Genomic DNA, 15,245 nt, shown 5'->3' on the forward strand with positions numbered 1-15,245 from the left:
GCGGGACTCACACGGGCTCGGGCTCGAAGTGTCGCAGCAGGTCACGGCCGGGCTGGACGACGCCGTAGCTGCTTTCCGGTACGGCGTTCCACACGCCGGGGAGATCGCCCAGTGGCTCCGACACGACCAGGCGGGTCTCGTCGGAGATGTGGTTCAGGAACGCGAGGTCGGGGTGGAGGGCGCGGATGTCCTCCACCCGGCTGCTGTAGTACAGCGACCGGGCGTCTCCGCCGCTGGAGTACCGGAAGAACCACACCCGCTCACCGTCGGTCACCGCGACCGTCATCTGGAGGGGCTCCGCCACCCCGTGCTCCTGCCCCAGCCGCTCGACCAGCCCGGCCATCCGGGCCACCGCGCCCGGCGGGTCGCCGTCGAGGCCGAAGGTGAGGGCCACGTGGAACATCACCTCGGAGTCCGTCGTGCCCTCGATCGACGGGAACAGCGCCGGGTCCACGGCCAGCATCAGCTCCCGGCGCATGTCGGCGAACCCGGCGATCGCCCCGTTGTGCATCCACATCCAGCGCCCGTGACGGAAGGGGTGGCAGTTGGTCTGCTGCACGGCCGTCCCGGTGGAGGCCCGCACATGGGCGAAGAACAGCGGTGAGCGGACGTGGTCGGCGATCTCCCGTAGGTTGCGGTCGCTCCAGGCCGGGCCCGTGTCGCGGATGACGGCGGGGCTGCGCAGGTGCCACGCGTACCAGCCGACGCCGAAACCGTCGCCGTTGGTGGTGTCGACCCCCATCCGCGCGTGCAGGCTCTGGTCGATCAGCGAGTGCTGCGGGCGGTAGAGGACGTCGTCGAGCAGCACGGGAGTGCCGGAGTAGGCGAGCCAGCGGCACATGGTCGGACCCCCGTTTCCGAGCCGCCTCGGCCGGCCCGCGCGGCTCCGTGGGTGCGGATACGTCTCCCGCGCGAGTACCCGGAACTCACGGTCTTCCTCCTCGCACCGGCGGCGGACCCACGACCACCAGGAGTGCGGTGGCAAGCACCGGCCGCCCGCCCCGGGCCGTCCGGTGCTGCCACCGCCGGAGAGCCGGCCCGGCGCCAGGTCACCCACTTCCGGGCCGTGCGCCGCGCCCCGTCACCGCGCCACTGCCCCCGCTCCCTCCTCCGTCCCCGCCGCGCGCCCCCGCGTCAGCGTCAGCCGCGGCCAGGCGCTGACGTCGCGCTGCAGCTGGCGGTCGTGCGTGGCCAGGACGACCGCCGCGTCGGTCGTGTGCAGCGCTTCGGTGAGTTCGTCGACCAGGGCGATGGACAGGTGGTTCGTGGGCTCGTCCAGCAGCAGGACGTGCGGGCGGGACGCGACGGTCAGGGCCAGGTCGAGCCGGCGCTGCTGGCCCGTCGACAGCTCGGCCACCGGCTTGTCGGCGTCCCGCGAGGTGAGCAGGCCCAGCGAGCCGAGCCCCACCACCTCGCCCTCCGCCAGCACGCCCGCCGTGACCAACCGCGCGAGGTGCGCCTCGTAGACGTCACGGGCCCGCTGGTGCGTCGCCCGCGGCGACTCCTGCCCGAGCAGGCGCAGCCGCACCCCGCGCGCCCGGTGCACCCGGCCCGTGCCGGGGGCGAGCAGCCCGGCCAGGACGGACAGCAGCGTGGACTTCCCCGCCCCGTTCGGACCGGTGACGGCGAGCCGGTCGCCGGACGTCACCGACAGGCTCGCCGCGTGGTGCAGCCGCCCGTCCACCGTCACCTCCTCCGCGCGCAGCAGGACGACGCCCGGCCGGGCGGGCAGGCCGGGCAGCGAGAGACGCTGCGGCGGCACGGGCGCGGTGACCTGGTGCCGGTCCAGGTCGTCCTGGCGCCGGTGGACCGAGCGCACCAGCGCGCCGGCCCGGGTGGCGCGCTGGTGCTTGCCGGTGCCCTTGCCCGGACGCCACCCGGTGGTCAGCCGGTTCCGCGCCTCGGACAGGGCCTGCTGGAGCCGGACGTGCTCGGTCCGCTGCCGCTCGTACTCCTCCTCCCAGCGGACCAGCTCGGCCTCGCGGCCCTCGCGGTAACCGGCGTAACCGCCGCCGTGGACGGCCGGGCGGCCGTCCCGCGTGGGGTCGAGGTCGAGGATCGTGGTGGCGACGTCCGCGAGGAGCGCCCGGTCGTGGCTGACCACGACGACGCCGCCCGGGTGGGCGCGCAGCCGGGCGGTGAGGTACTCCAGCCCGGCCAGGTCCAGATGGTTGGTCGGCTCGTCCAGGAGCAGGAAGTCGTACTCGGTGCCGAGCAGACAGGCCAGCCGGACGCGGTAGCGCTGGCCGGTCGACAGCGTGGCGAGCGGACGGGCCCGGTCACTGACCGCGCCGAGTCCGTCCAGGGCGGCGTCCACGCGGCGGTCGGCGTCCCAGGCGTCCAGGGCCTGCGCCGTCTCCAGGGCGTCGGTGTAGGCCTGTCCGGCCCCGGGGCGATCCGCGGCGAGTGCCTGCGCGGCGGTGTCCAGGTCCCGCAGGGCCGCGCGGGCGTCGGCCAGGTACGCGTCGACGAAGTCGCCGACCGTGCGCGTGTCCTCGGCCGGCATCTCCTGCTCGGCCAGGGCGAGGGTGCCCACGCGGTGCACGGTTCCCGCGTCCGGGTCCAGGAGGCCGGCCAGGACGTGCAGCAGGGTCGACTTGCCGCGGCCGTTCTCGCCGACGACGCCCCAGCGGGAACCGGGGGAGACCTTCATGTCGACGTCGCGCAGCACCGTGCGGCCACCGCGGGCGACGCGGATTCCGGCACAGGTCAGTTGCGCGCGGGCGCGGGCGGGCAGGGTCAGGGTGGTCACGTTCTCTTCCTCCGTGAGGAGGCACACTTCACCCCCGGTTCAGGGCGGGGGTGCGAGCGGGCCTACGGATCCGACGGACGGCCGGGCCCGGAAACAGGGCGGGCCGTGGGCGACGTCGCGGCTCCCGGCGCCTCGACCCGCGTACGACACGGCGGGTGAGGGGCGGAGCCGGTGGCCCGGATCAGAGGTAGAGAACGTAACTCACACACACATGCTAACAGTTGCGGCCCGCGCGCTCAGGTGCGGCTGCGCACCAGCAGCAGCGCCACGTCGTCGTCGGGCTCCGGGCTCAGCGCGCCGAGGAGACTGTCGCTGGTCCGCTGCAGACTGGGACCGGCCGTCGTCAGCAGACGGGTCAGCGTGCTCAGCCCGGTGTCGATCGGCTCGCCGCGGTTCTCGACCAGTCCGTCGGTGTACAGGGCGAGCAGCGAGCCCGGCGCGAACTCCACTTCCACGGTGCCGAATTCGACACCCCCGACACCCAGCGGCACACCGCCCGGCACCTCGACGAGCCGCGCGCCGCCGTCCGCCCCGGCGAGCACCGGCGGCAGATGGCCCGCGCTGGACAGGGCACAGCTGCCGCGCTCCAGGTCGCACACGGCGTACACGCAGGTGGCGATGGCGTCGCCGAGCGAGCCGGCGATGTCGTCGAGGTGCCGCAGCAGTTCGGCGGGCGGCAGGTCCAGCCGGGCCAGCGCCCGCGTCGCCGTGCTCAGCTGCCCCATGATCGCGGCGGCCTGGACGCCCTTGCCCATCACGTCCCCGACGACGAGTCCGGTGCGCCCCGGCCCCAGCGGCAGCACGTCGTACCAGTCGCCGCCGACCTCGCTGAGGGCCGGGCGGTAGCGGGCGGCGATGTCGAGCCCCTCCCGCTGGGCGGGCGTGCTGGGGAGCAGGCTGCGCTGGAGGGTCAGGGCGGTGCCGCGCTCCCGGCCGTAGAGGCGGGCGTTGTCTATGCAGATCGCGGCGCGGGCGGCGAGTTCCGAGGCGAGCAGCTGGTCCCGGTCGTCGAAGGGGCGCTCGTTGACCGTGCGGTACAGCGAGAGCGTGCCGAGCACCTTGCCCCGGGCCATCAGCGGCAGCGCCAGGTAGGAGTGGGCCCCGGCCTCGTGCAGGGCCTGGGCGGCCCGCGCGTCCCGGGCGAGGCGCCGAAGCATCTTCGGTTCCACGCGCTCGACGAGGACCGGGCGGGCCCTGCGGACGCACTGCGTGATGACCCGCGACGATCCGTACGTGGCCAGCTCGCCGACCGGGTCGGCGGCGTGGATGGCGTCGGTGGGATAGCCGGCCGCGACGGCCAGCGCCCGGAACTCGGCGGGCGCACCGCCCGAGACGGGCGCGATGGTGCCGTGGGCCACGACCGACTCCAGGACGTCCACCGCCGCCAGGTCGGCCAGCTGCGGCACGACCACCTCGGCCAGCTCCCGGGCGGTCTGCCGCAGGTCGAGCGTGGTGCCGATCCGCACCCCGGCGTCGGCGATCACCGACAGGTGCTGGCGGGCCTGCGCGACCTCGGTCGAGGCCTGCTGCCGCTCGGTGACGTCCAGCACGGCCATCGCCAGGCCCAGCACCCGCCCGTCGCTGTCCTCGATGCGGTGGTACGACTCGGAGTAGGCGCGGTCCTGGGCGTCCGCCGCCGTACGGCCGATCGTCTGCTGGTCGAGCAGGGGCCTGCCGGTCTCCAGGACGTGCCGCATCCGGGCCTCGATGGCCGCCACGTCCAGGCCCGGCAGCACCTCGCCGACCCGGCGGCCCAGCAGGGCCTCCTCGGGGACGCCGTTCATGCGCTCCAGCGCGGGGTTCACCCCGACCCAGCGCAGGTCGTTGTCGAAGACGGCGATGCCGAGCGGCGTCTGGTTGACCAGGCTGTGCGAGAGGGCGAGGTCCCGCTCCACCTTCCGTACGGTCGAGGCGTCCGTGGCGAGCCCGAGCAGATGGGGCTGTCCCTCGTTGTCGAGGAGGCGCATCGTGCGGAACTCCACGGCGCGTTCCGTGCCGTCGCGGTGCCGCAGCGGGAAGACACCGGCCCACCGGGCCCCGGAGCTGACCTGGGCGAACAGCTCCCTGCCGCGAGGGCGGTTCTCGGGCGCGACCAGGAGCGTGTCGGCGCGCTGCCGCAGGGCCTCCTCGGCGGTGTAGCCGAGCAGCTGCTCGATCTCGGGGCTCCACAGGGCGATGTGCCCGGTCCCGTCCAGGACCACGGCGGCGACCTTCAGCAGGTCCAGCAGCCCGCCGGGTGCGGCCGTGACGGCGTCGCGATCCGAGGTCGCATACCCGTTCATGCGAGCCGCTCCCCTTCCGGCGCGGCAATAGGTACCGCCAAGATCCGTTGCTCGGGCTGTCCGATGAGGTCACATTACGGTCGGAGGCGCGACACTGTCGCGCCGAAATGACAAAAAATCGAGGGTCCGTACACAGAGGGACCGAGGGCCCGCACACAGAGAGAGGGAGCGGCGTCTTGAGTGACTGGATCCTGCGGGAGAGCCTGGCCACCGCATCGGGGACCGTGCGCTGGGACCGGCTGGGGGACCCGGACGGCGAGCCGGTCGTGCTGCTGCACGGCACGCCGTTCTCGTCGTACGTGTGGCACGAGATCGCCCCCGCCCTGGCCGCCTCGGGACACCGCGTGCACGTGTGGGACATGCCGGGCTACGGCACCTCCGGGATGTACCCGGACCAGGACGTCTCGCTGGGCGCCCAGGGCCGCGTCTTCACCGAGCTGCTCCAGCACTGGGGGCTGCGGGAGCCGTCCGTCGTCGCGCACGACTTCGGCGGCTGCGTGGCGCTGCGGGCCCACCTGCTGCACGGGGCGCGCTACCGGCGGCTCGCCCTGGTCGACCCGGTGGCCCTGGAGCCGTGGGGCTCCCCCTTCTTCCGGCTGGTCGGCGAGCACAGCCACGTCTTCGAGCAGCTGCCGGACGCGCTGCACCAGGCCCTGGTGCGCGAGTACGTCACGTCCGCGAGCCACACCGGGCTGCGCCCCGCCACGCTCGACGCGCTGGTCCGGCCGTGGACGGGGCAGCGGGGCCAGGCCGCCTTCTACCGCCAGATAGCACAGGCCGACCAGCGCTACACCGACGACATCCAGCCGCTGTACCCCACGATCGACCTGCCGGTCACGGTCTGCTGGGCGACCGAGGACACCTGGATCCCCTTCGCCAAGGGGGAGGAGCTGGCGGGGCTGATCCCCGGTGCCCGGCTGGTGCCCGTGCCGGAGGCCGGACACCTCGTCCCGCTGGACGCGCCGGCCCGGCTGACGAGCGAGCTGCTCGCCTTCCTCAGGGACTGATCCTCCTGCGCCGGGGACTGAACCATCAGGACCGCACAAAGTCCGACGGGGTCATTGCTTCGGTTGTGTTCGAGTCCTAGGGTGTGCCTGCTCAGCAGTTGCTCCGTCACCGTCAGTTGACACGATTCCCAACAGAAACACCCATCCTGGATGGGCAGTTGGGGAGCGCATCTGACGTGCCCTCAGTCCGTGCAGCACCCTGTCGAACCGAGGAAGGCCACGGTCATGCCGCACCCGCACCCCACTCCCGCCGACCGACCTGTCGTCAGCCGCCGCCGTCTGCTCGAGGGAGGCGCCGCCGTGCTCGGCGCGCTCGCCCTGTCCGCGTCGCCCGCCGCGGCGCACGCGGCCGGCCGGCGCCCGGCGGCGGACGGCCCCCCGGAGTGGAACGACGGCCTGTCGGTCTACCGGGTGGGCACCGAGCCACCGCACACCACGCTCATGCCGTACCCCGACCTCGGCCAGGCACTGAAGGGCGACCGCGAGCGCTCGCCGTACCGGCTGAGCCTCGACGGCAGGTGGAAGTTCGCCTACGCCGACCGGCCCGACGACCGGGACCCCGACTTCTACCGCACCGACGTCGACGACTCCGGCTGGGACACCATCCCGGTGCCCTCGGCCTGGCAGCTGCACGGCTACGACTTCCCGATCTACGTCAACATCACCTACCCCTGGTGGGGCCCCAACGGCGGCGGCGAGAACGCCCAGCCGCCCGCCGCCCCGACCCGCTACAACCCCGTCGGCCAGTACCGCCGTACCTTCACCGTCCCCCGCGACTGGAAGGGCCGGCGCACCTTCCTGCACTTCGAGGGCGTCAAGTCCGCGCACTACGTGTGGATCAACGGCGAGCTGGTCGGCTACCACGAGGACTCCTACACCTCCGCCGAGTACGACATCACCCGCCACCTCAAGCCGGGCACCAACCAGATCGCCGTCGAGGTGTACCGCTACTCCGACGCGGAGTGGCTGGAGGACCAGGACATGATCCGGCTGAGCGGCATCTTCCGCTCGGTCCACCTGTACTCCACGCCGAACGTGCACCTGCGCGACTTCAAGCTCGACACCCCCCTCGGCGACGGCTACACCTCCGCCGAACTGAAGGTCACCGCGCACGTCCGCGACTACGGCGGCGACGGCGCGGGCCGCTACACCGTCGAGACCCAGCTGTACGACGCGCGCGGCCACGCCGTCTGGTCCCGGCCCCTGAACCAGCCCGTCGACGTCCCCGACGGCGACGAGGCCACGGCCGAGGCGTCCAGAGCCGTCCCGGCGCCGAAGCTCTGGTCGGCCGAGCACCCGAACCTGTACACCGCCGCACTGCGGCTGCGCGACCCCGCCGGAAAGGTGATCGAGACCCTGTCGCACCGGGTCGGCTTCCGCGAGTTCGCGCTCAAGGACGGCCTGATGCGCATCAACGGCAAGCCGGTCTCCTTCCGCGGCACCAACCGGCACGAGATGCACCCCGTCACCGGCTCGGCCCTCACCCGCGCGCAGATGGTCGAGGACATCCGGATCATCAAGCGGCTCAACATCAACAGCGTCCGCACCTCGCACTACCCCAACAGCCCGCTGTGGCTCGAACTCGCCGACGAGTACGGCCTGTACCTCGTCGACGAGACCAACCTCGAGACCCACGGCATCCGCGACACGTACCCCGGCAGCGGCCACCCCGAGTGGACCGAGGCGTGCGTGGTGCGCGCCCAGAACATGGTCCACCGGGACAAGAACCACGCCTCGGTGGTCATCTGGTCCCTCGGCAACGAGGCGGGCGGCGGCACCACGTTCAACGCCATGTACGACTGGATCCGCTCCTACGACCCCACCCGCGTCATCCAGTACGAGGGCGACGACCGCCCGGGCATCAGCGACATCCGCTCCGAGATGTACGACAGCCCGCAGCGGGTCGAGCAGCGCGCCAAGGACACGCGCGACACCCGCCCGTACGTGATGATCGAGTACTCGCACGGGATGGGGAACTCCAACGGCAACTTCAAGAAGTACTGGGACATCGTCCGCCGCTACGACGTCCTCCAGGGCGGCTGGATCTGGGACTTCGTCGACCAGGCCCTGAGCTGGCCCACCCCCACCCGCAAGCTGCTCACCGAGTCCGGCCCGGGCGCCCTGCGCGGCGAGATCATCGCGCCGGCCGGCACCTTCGACCGCGCCAAGGGCGTCTCCGGCGGCACCGTCTTCCCCCGCGACCCCGGTCTGGACCTCACCGGCTCCCTCACGCTGGAGGCCTGGGTCACCCCGGACGTGCCCTACGGCCACCAGCCCATCCTCGCCAAGGGCGACACCCAGTACGCCCTCAAGCAGACGGACAAGAACCTGGAGTTCTTCATTCACGGCGGCGGCCAGTGGGTCACCGCGAGCTGGCCGCTGCCGGACGGATGGACGGGCAAGGAACACCACATCGCCGGCGTCTTCGACGCGGACGGGGGCACGCTGACCCTCTACGTCGACGGCCAGGTGCGCGGCACCCGCACCACCACCCGGCGTCCCGGCACCAATACCGCCTCCCTGACGCTCGCCACCGACGTCGACAACCCCCCCCGGGAGTTCAGCGGCACCATCCGCCGGGCCCGTGTCTACGCCCGCGCGCTCAGCGCCACGGAACTGGCCTCCGACAGCCGCGGCCCGGACGACGAGGGCGTGCGGTTCTGGTTCGACGCCGCCACCGTCGGCTTCAGCGAGAAGCGCCCGCGCGACAAGACGTTCTACGCCTACGGCGGCGACTGGGGCGACAACCCGAACGACGGAGCCTTCGCCGGGGACGGCATCGTCCTGCCCGACCGCACCCTCACCGGCAAGTCCGCCGAGGTCAAGCAGATCTACCAGGCGATCAACGCCGCCCCGGCCTCCGGCGGCCCCGGCGCCGTCACGCTCACCAACGAGTACCTGTTCACCGACGTCCGCGAGTTCGACGGCCGTTGGTCCCTGGTCGCCGACGGCAAGGTCGTCCAGCGCGGCCGGCTGACCCGCGAGCAGCTGAACGTCGCACCGCTGAGCAGCAAGGACATCGACATCCCGGTCCGGCTGCCGGCCAAGCCCGCGCCCGGCACCGAGTACTTCCTGCAGCTCTCCTTCACCACCCGGGAGACCACCCCGTGGGCCAGGGCGGGCTTCGAGGTGGCCAAACAGCAACTCGCCCTCGACGCGGGCAGCCCGGCCGTGAAACCGGCACCGCTCGACGGCGTGCCCGCCCTGCGCCACACCGACGGCGACCAGACCGTCACGGTCAAGGGCAAGGGCTTCTCCGTCACCGTCGACAAGAGCAGCGGCACCATCACCTCCTACGAGGCGGCCGGCACCCGCCTCATCACCTCCGGGCCCGTCCCGAACTTCTGGCGGGCGCCCACCGACAACGACCGGGGCAACGGCCACCACACCCGCAACCAGATCTGGCGCGACGCCGGGGCGAAGCGGAAGGTCGCGGACGTACGGGTACGGCCGCTGAGCGACCGGGCCGTCGAGATCGCGATCACCGGCACGCTGCCCACCGGCACCGAGTCCACGTTCAGCACCACCTACACGGTCTTCGGCAACGGCGAGATCAGGGTCGACAACACCCTGCACCCGGGCGCGGCGAACCTGCCGTACATCCCCGAGGTCGGCACCCTGCTGTTCCTGCCGCGCCGCCTGGACCGGCTGCACTACTACGGCCGCGGCCCCGAGGAGAACATGTGGGACCGCAACAACGCCACCGACGTGGGCCTGTACTCCGGCACCGTCGCCGGGCAGTGGACCCCCTACCTGCGGCCCCAGGAGAACGGCAACAAGACCGACGTCCGCTGGGCCGCGCTGACCGACTCCGGCGGACGCGGACTGCTCGTCTCCGGTGAGCCGCTGCTGGAGGTCAACGCCTCGCACTTCACGCCCGAGGACCTGTCGGTCGGCGCCCGCCACGACTACCAGCTCACGCCCCGGGACGCGGTGGTCCTCCGGGTCAACCACCGCCAGACGGGCGTGGGCGGCGACAACGAGCTGGGGCGCGCACCCGCACGACGAGTTCAAGCTGTTCGCGAACCGCGACTACGCGTACACCTACCGGCTGCGCCCCCTGACGGACGTGGCCGACGCGATGAAGCTCTCGCGCCGCCCGACGGCGACGGAGTAGCCGGAACACGACAGCGAGGGAGCGATCGGAGCGGACCAGGACACGGCCGGGGAGCGGGTACGGCTCCCCGGCCGTGTGCCGTCCGGGCGGGGCTGCGCCACGGCGGGGCTACGCCCGGGCCGCACCCCGCCGCCGTACCCCCACCGCCACGACCACCACCGGCCCGGCCGCCAGCAGCACCGCCAGCGCCCCGTACCCGTACGTCAGCGTCGTCGCCACGGCCACCCCGGCGACGAGCAACGGGCCGCCCGCGTCGCCCAGTTCGCGCCCGAGCTCGGCGGCGCCCATCGTCTGGCCGAGACGTTCGCGCGGGGTGGACGAGGCCAGGGCCGCGAAGCCGAGCGGGGTGATCACGCCGGTGCCCGTGCCGATCAGGACGGCGGCGAGGAGGAGACCGGCCAGGCCGGGCAGCGTCGCCGCGGCGAGCCCGGCCGCCGTGAGCAGCAGACCGGCGGTGAGCCCGGCGCGCGGCGTGAGCCGACCGGCGTCCAGGGCCCGCCCCGCACGCGGCTGGACGACCGCCGCGCAGGCCGCCAGCACCGACACCGCGGCCCCGGTGGCCACCGTCCCCAGCCCGGTCGCCGCACCCGACACCGGCAGGAAGCCCACCCCGACCGACAGCGCGGCCGTCGCTCCCGCCAGCGCCGCCGTCGGGCCCAGGAACACCGGGTCGGCCAGCCGCCGCGCCAGGTCCAGCACGGTCTGCCGGGCCCGGGGGAGCGGCGGCACGACGGGCACGGCCACCAGCGCCCACAGCGCGACCCCGGCGCCCAGCACCGCCAGCACCCAGAACAGCAGCCGCAGCCCGCCCGCCCACACCAGCAGCCCGCCGAGCAGCGGCCCGAGCGTGTAGCCGACCGACTTGTGGAAGCCGTAACTCCCGAACGCCCGCCCCTGCTTCGCCGCCGGGTTCAGCCGGGCCACCAGGGCGGAGGCCGCCGGCGAGAACGCCGAGGCGGCCGCGCCCTGCCCGAGCCGGGCGGCCCACAGCCAGCCCGGGGAACCGGCCAGGGCGTACAGCGCGGACGCGGCGGCGAAGGCCACCAGGCCGCCCAGCAGCACCGGCCGCGCTCCCACCCGGTCCGCCAGCGTGCCGAAAACCGGCTTCAGCAGCACCTCCGCCCCGTCGTACAGCGCCAGCAGCCCGCCGAGGACCAGCAGCGAGGTGACCGCGTCGGCGCCGGAGCCGCCCAGGTTCGCGGCGATGCCGTGCGCCCCGAAGGCGGTGGTGAAGCCGGCCGCGTACAGCGGCCACATCCGGCGCGCGGACGCCGGGACCGTCTCACTCGGCGGCGTCACTGATGCCCAGGCGCAGGTGCTCCACGTGGTACACCGCCTGGTCGAGCAGCTCGGCCACATGGTGGTCGTGCAGCGCGTAGACGACCGAGCGGCCCCGCCGCTCGCCCACCACCAGGCCCAGGTTGCGCAGCAGCCGCAGCTGGTGCGAGCAGGCCGACTGCTCCATGCCCACCTCGGCGGCCAGCTCCGTGGCCGGCAGCGGTCCCTCCCGCAGCCGCGCCAGGATCAGCAGCCGGGACGGTGTGGACAGGGCCTGGAGCGTGGTGGCGACCTTCGCGACGTTGTCCGCGTCCAGGCGTACGCGCTCGGCGGCGTCCTGCGCGGGGATGACGGCTCCATGACCCATGACGTCATCGTACCGGCCCCGCACGAACACATGAATGAATCTTCATCTGTGCCTGCCGGAAGTGCCGGGCGCTCACGTCGATGTCGGATTCTCGCCAGACCCCGGCCCGCCGGTGCCCGAAGCTGGACGCATGCAGATGGGGATGCACACCGACACCGAGCGCTGCGTGCGCGCGGTCCAGTCCAAGGACGCGCGGTTCGACGGATGGTTCTTCACGGCCGTCCTGACGACCCGCATCTACTGCCGGCCCAGTTGCCCGGTGGTGCCGCCCAAGCCGGAGAACATGGTCTTCCACCCGAGCGCCGCGGCCTGCCAGCAGGCCGGGTTCCGGGCCTGCAAGCGCTGCCGGCCCGACACCAGCCCCGGCTCCCCGGAGTGGAACCAGCGCGCCGACCTCGTGGCCCGCGCCATGCGGCTGATCGCCGACGGCGTCGTGGACCGCGAGGGCGTGCCCGGTCTCGCCGGCCGGCTCGGCTACAGCACCCGGCAGATCGAACGCCAGCTCCTCGCCGAGCTGGGCGCGGGCCCTCTCGCGCTCGCCCGCGCGCAGCGCGCCCAGACGGCCCGGCTGCTCGTCGAGACGACGGCCCTGTCGATGGCGCAGATCGCCTTCGCCGCGGGCTTCGCCTCGATCCGCACCTTCAACGACACCGTCCGCGAGGTCTTCGCCCTGTCCCCGAGCGAGCTGCGGACCCGGGCGCCGAAGAAGAGTACCGGCGCCACCGCGGGCGCGCTGACGCTGCGCCTGCCGTTCCGCACCCCCCTCAACCCCGACAACCTCTTCGGCCACCTGGCCGCGACCGCCGTACCCGGCGTGGAGGAGTGGCGGGACGGCGCCTACCGGCGCACCCTCCGGCTGCCCTACGGCCACGGCATCGCGGCCCTCACCCCCAACCCCGACCACATCGCCTGCCGCCTCACCCTCAGCGACCTGCGCGACCTGACCGTCGCCATCAGCCGCTGCCGCCGCATGCTCGACCTGGACGCGGACCCGGTCGCCATCGACGACCAGCTGCGCGCCGACCCGGCCCTCGCCCCCCTGGTCGACAAGGCACCGGGCCGGCGCGTGCCGCGCACGGTCGACGAGGCGGAGTTCGCCGTCCGGGCCGTGCTCGGCCAGCAGGTCTCCACCGCCGCCGCCCGCACCCACGCGGCCCGCCTGGTCACCGCGCACGGCGACCCGGTCGACGACCCCGAGGGCGGCCTGACCCACCTGTTCCCGTCCCCCGAGGCCCTCGCGGAGGTGGACCCGGAGTCACTGGCCATGCCCCGCACCCGCCGCGCCACCCTCACCACCCTGGTCGGCCGGCTCGCCGACGGCTCCCTCCGGCTGGGCGTGGAGAGCGACTGGCCGCGGACCCGCGAGCTGCTCCTCGCCCTGCCCGGCTTCGGCCCCTGGACGGCCGACGTGATCGCCATGCGCGCCCTCGGCGACCCCGACGCCTTCCTCCCCACCGACCTCGGCGTCCGCCGCGCCGCCCGGGAACTGGGCCTGCCGTCGACCCCGGCCGCGCTCACCGCCCGCGCGGCGGCCTGGCGCCCCTGGCGGGCGTACGCCGTCCAGTACCTCTGGGCGACCGACAGCCACCCCATCAACTTCCTTCCGGCATAAGGACGTTCATGAAGCAGCACACCGTGACCGACAGCCCGTACGGCCCCCTGACGCTCGTCGCCGACGACGGCGTCCTGTGCGGCCTCTACATGACCGAACAGCGCCACCGCCCACCGGAGGAGACCTTCGGCCCGCGCGACGACACCCTCTTCGCGGAGGCGGAGGAGCAGCTGAAGGCCTACTTCGCGGGCGAGCTCAAGGAGTTCACCGTCGAACTGCGCCTGACCGGCACCCCGTTCCAGCGCACCGTCTGGGACCGGCTGCGCCGCATCCCGTACGGCGAGACCCGCACCTACGGCGAACTCGCCGACGCCCTCGGCACCCCCACCGCCTCCCGCGCGGTCGGCCTCGCCAACGGCCGCAACCCCGTCGGCATCATCGTCCCCTGCCACCGCGTCATCGGCGCGAACGGCAGCCTGACCGGCTACGGCGGCGGCCTGGAGCGCAAGCGGCGCCTGCTGGACTTCGAACGGGGCGCCGCACTCTTCGCGTGAACGACCCCCGGCGCGGCCGGTGCCGCCTCCTAGGCGGCGAGGCCCCGCAGCAGTTCCGGCAAGGCCGTGCCGATCGGCTCGCGGACGATCTCGTCGGCACGGTCGTCGTACGGCGTCGGCTCCGCGTTGACGATGATCAGGCGGGCGCCGTGGTCCGCGGCGACACCGGCGAGGCCGGCCGCGGGCTGGACCTGGAGGCTCGTGCCGACGGCCACGAACACCTGGCAGGCCTTGCTGATGGCGGCCGCCTCGCCGAGGACGACGGGGTCGAGCCGCTCGCCGAACATCACCGTCGCCGACTTGAGGATCCCGCCGCACTCCAGGCACGGCGGGTCGTCCTCACCGGCCTCGACCCGCGCCAGCGCGTCCTCCATGGGGCCGCGCGCGTGGCAGCCGGTGCACACGACACTCCGCGCCGTGCCGTGCAGTTCGAGCACCTTGCGGGCGGGCATCCCGGCGAGCTGGTGCAGCCCGTCCACGTTCTGCGTGATCACCCGCACGGGCACCCCGGACCGCTCCAGCTCGGCCACCGCCCGGTGCGCGGCGTTGGGCTCCGCCTGGAGCGTCCGGTTCTGGCGCCGCATCTGCCAGGAGCGGCGGCGGATCTCCGGGTCGCCCATGTAGTACTCGTACGTGACGAGCTTCTCGGCCTCCGGATCCCGCCGCCACAGCCCGTTCGGCCCGCGGTAGTCCGGGATCCCGGAGTCCGTGCTGATACCGGCACCGGTGAGAAGCGCGACGAGTGGCTTGGCCATGCCCCCGAGCGTAGGCCGGGCCGCACCGGGGCGGCGAGCGGATATCGAACGGCGGTGGCCCGGGCGGCGCCGGTCAGGACACCCGGTGGCCGTTCTCCAGCTCCGCCGGGCCCGAGCCGTCCGCCAGCACGTCCAGCCCGGTCAGCACCCGGCGGCCGAGGGCGCCCGGCAGGTACTCGGCCAGTTCCTCGCGCGCGACGAGCCGCCAGGACAGCAGCTCCTCCTCCTGGAGGCGGATCGCCTTGAGGTCGTCCTCGCCGAGCATGCCGCCGTCATACAGGTACGCCACGAGCGGCGGGCGGCCGGTGCCGTGCACCCAGTCGACCGCCAGCAGCCGGCCGAGTTCCCGGTCCAGGCCGATCTCCTCGGCCGTCTCGCGCCGCGCGCCCTGTCGCGGGGTCTCGCCGTCGTCGGACTCGACGGTGCCGCCCGGCAGCGCCCAGCCCTCCCGGTAGTTGGGTTCGACGAGCAGGACACGGCCCTCGCCGTCCCGGAACAGCGCGGCGGCGCCGGCCAGGACGCGGGGCAGGGAGGCGATGTAGGCGGCGAAGTCAGGAGAGGTGGTCATCGCAGCAGGGTAG

Annotated in this window: 10 protein-coding genes and 1 pseudogene; 4 read left to right on the forward strand and 7 right to left on the reverse strand. The window is 73.6% G+C overall.

Annotated elements, in window-relative coordinates:
* Positions 1–7: 7 nt before the first annotated feature.
* From C1703_RS33180 to C1703_RS33190, 3 genes are all read right to left on the reverse strand, one after another.
* A complete protein-coding gene (locus tag C1703_RS33180) occupies positions 8–841 on the reverse strand; it encodes a class II glutamine amidotransferase (protein WP_114256296.1) in 834 nt (277 codons plus the stop codon).
* A gap of 240 nt (positions 842–1,081) precedes the next feature.
* Complete coding sequence (locus C1703_RS33185) at positions 1,082–2,752, reverse strand: ABC-F family ATP-binding cassette domain-containing protein (RefSeq protein WP_232840669.1); 1,671 nt, start codon at positions 2,750–2,752, stop codon at positions 1,082–1,084.
* Positions 2,753–2,988: 236 nt separating this feature from the next.
* Positions 2,989–5,034: a SpoIIE family protein phosphatase gene (locus C1703_RS33190; protein WP_114256298.1), complete on the reverse strand. Its 2,046-nt coding sequence runs from the start codon at positions 5,032–5,034 to the stop codon at positions 2,989–2,991.
* Between the two features lie 176 nt (positions 5,035–5,210).
* Here C1703_RS33190 and C1703_RS33195 point away from each other — a divergent pair, with 176 nt between their 5' ends.
* The gene (locus C1703_RS33195) at positions 5,211–6,041 is read left to right on the forward strand and encodes an alpha/beta hydrolase (RefSeq protein WP_114256299.1); all 831 of its coding nucleotides are present in this window, start codon (positions 5,211–5,213) and stop codon (positions 6,039–6,041) included.
* 225 nt (positions 6,042–6,266) lie between these two features.
* Positions 6,267–10,158 (forward strand): annotated as a pseudogene (locus C1703_RS33200) (glycoside hydrolase family 2 TIM barrel-domain containing protein).
* Between the two features lie 108 nt (positions 10,159–10,266).
* Here the strand turns inward: C1703_RS33200 and C1703_RS33205 are convergent.
* Together C1703_RS33205 and C1703_RS33210 are read right to left on the reverse strand one after the other, a co-directional pair.
* Positions 10,267–11,415, reverse strand: coding sequence for an MFS transporter (locus C1703_RS33205; protein ID WP_114257710.1), 1,149 nt, complete (start codon positions 11,413–11,415; stop codon positions 10,267–10,269).
* A 25-nt stretch (positions 11,416–11,440) separates the two neighbouring features.
* On the reverse strand, positions 11,441–11,803 hold the full coding sequence (locus C1703_RS33210; RefSeq protein WP_114257711.1) for a metalloregulator ArsR/SmtB family transcription factor: 363 nt from the start codon (positions 11,801–11,803) through the stop codon (positions 11,441–11,443).
* A 130-nt stretch (positions 11,804–11,933) separates the two neighbouring features.
* Between C1703_RS33210 and C1703_RS33215 the strand changes: the two genes are divergently transcribed.
* Complete coding sequence (locus tag C1703_RS33215) at positions 11,934–13,415, forward strand: AlkA N-terminal domain-containing protein (protein WP_269803220.1); 1,482 nt, start codon at positions 11,934–11,936, stop codon at positions 13,413–13,415.
* An 8-nt stretch (positions 13,416–13,423) separates the two neighbouring features.
* A complete protein-coding gene (locus tag C1703_RS33220; RefSeq protein ID WP_114256300.1) occupies positions 13,424–13,909 on the forward strand; it encodes a methylated-DNA--[protein]-cysteine S-methyltransferase in 486 nt (161 codons plus the stop codon).
* 29 nt (positions 13,910–13,938) lie between these two features.
* Here C1703_RS33220 and C1703_RS33225 read toward each other — a convergent pair whose 3' ends face one another.
* Positions 13,939–14,664, reverse strand: a complete 726-nt coding sequence (locus C1703_RS33225; RefSeq protein ID WP_114256301.1) for a Sir2 family NAD-dependent protein deacetylase — start codon at positions 14,662–14,664, stop codon at positions 13,939–13,941.
* Between the two features lie 73 nt (positions 14,665–14,737).
* On the reverse strand, positions 14,738–15,232 hold the full coding sequence (locus C1703_RS33230) for an NUDIX hydrolase (RefSeq protein ID WP_114256302.1): 495 nt from the start codon (positions 15,230–15,232) through the stop codon (positions 14,738–14,740).
* Positions 15,233–15,245 lie beyond the last annotated feature (13 nt).

The organism is Streptomyces sp. Go-475 (genome assembly GCF_003330845.1).
Lineage (GTDB): Bacteria > Actinomycetota > Actinomycetes > Streptomycetales > Streptomycetaceae > Streptomyces.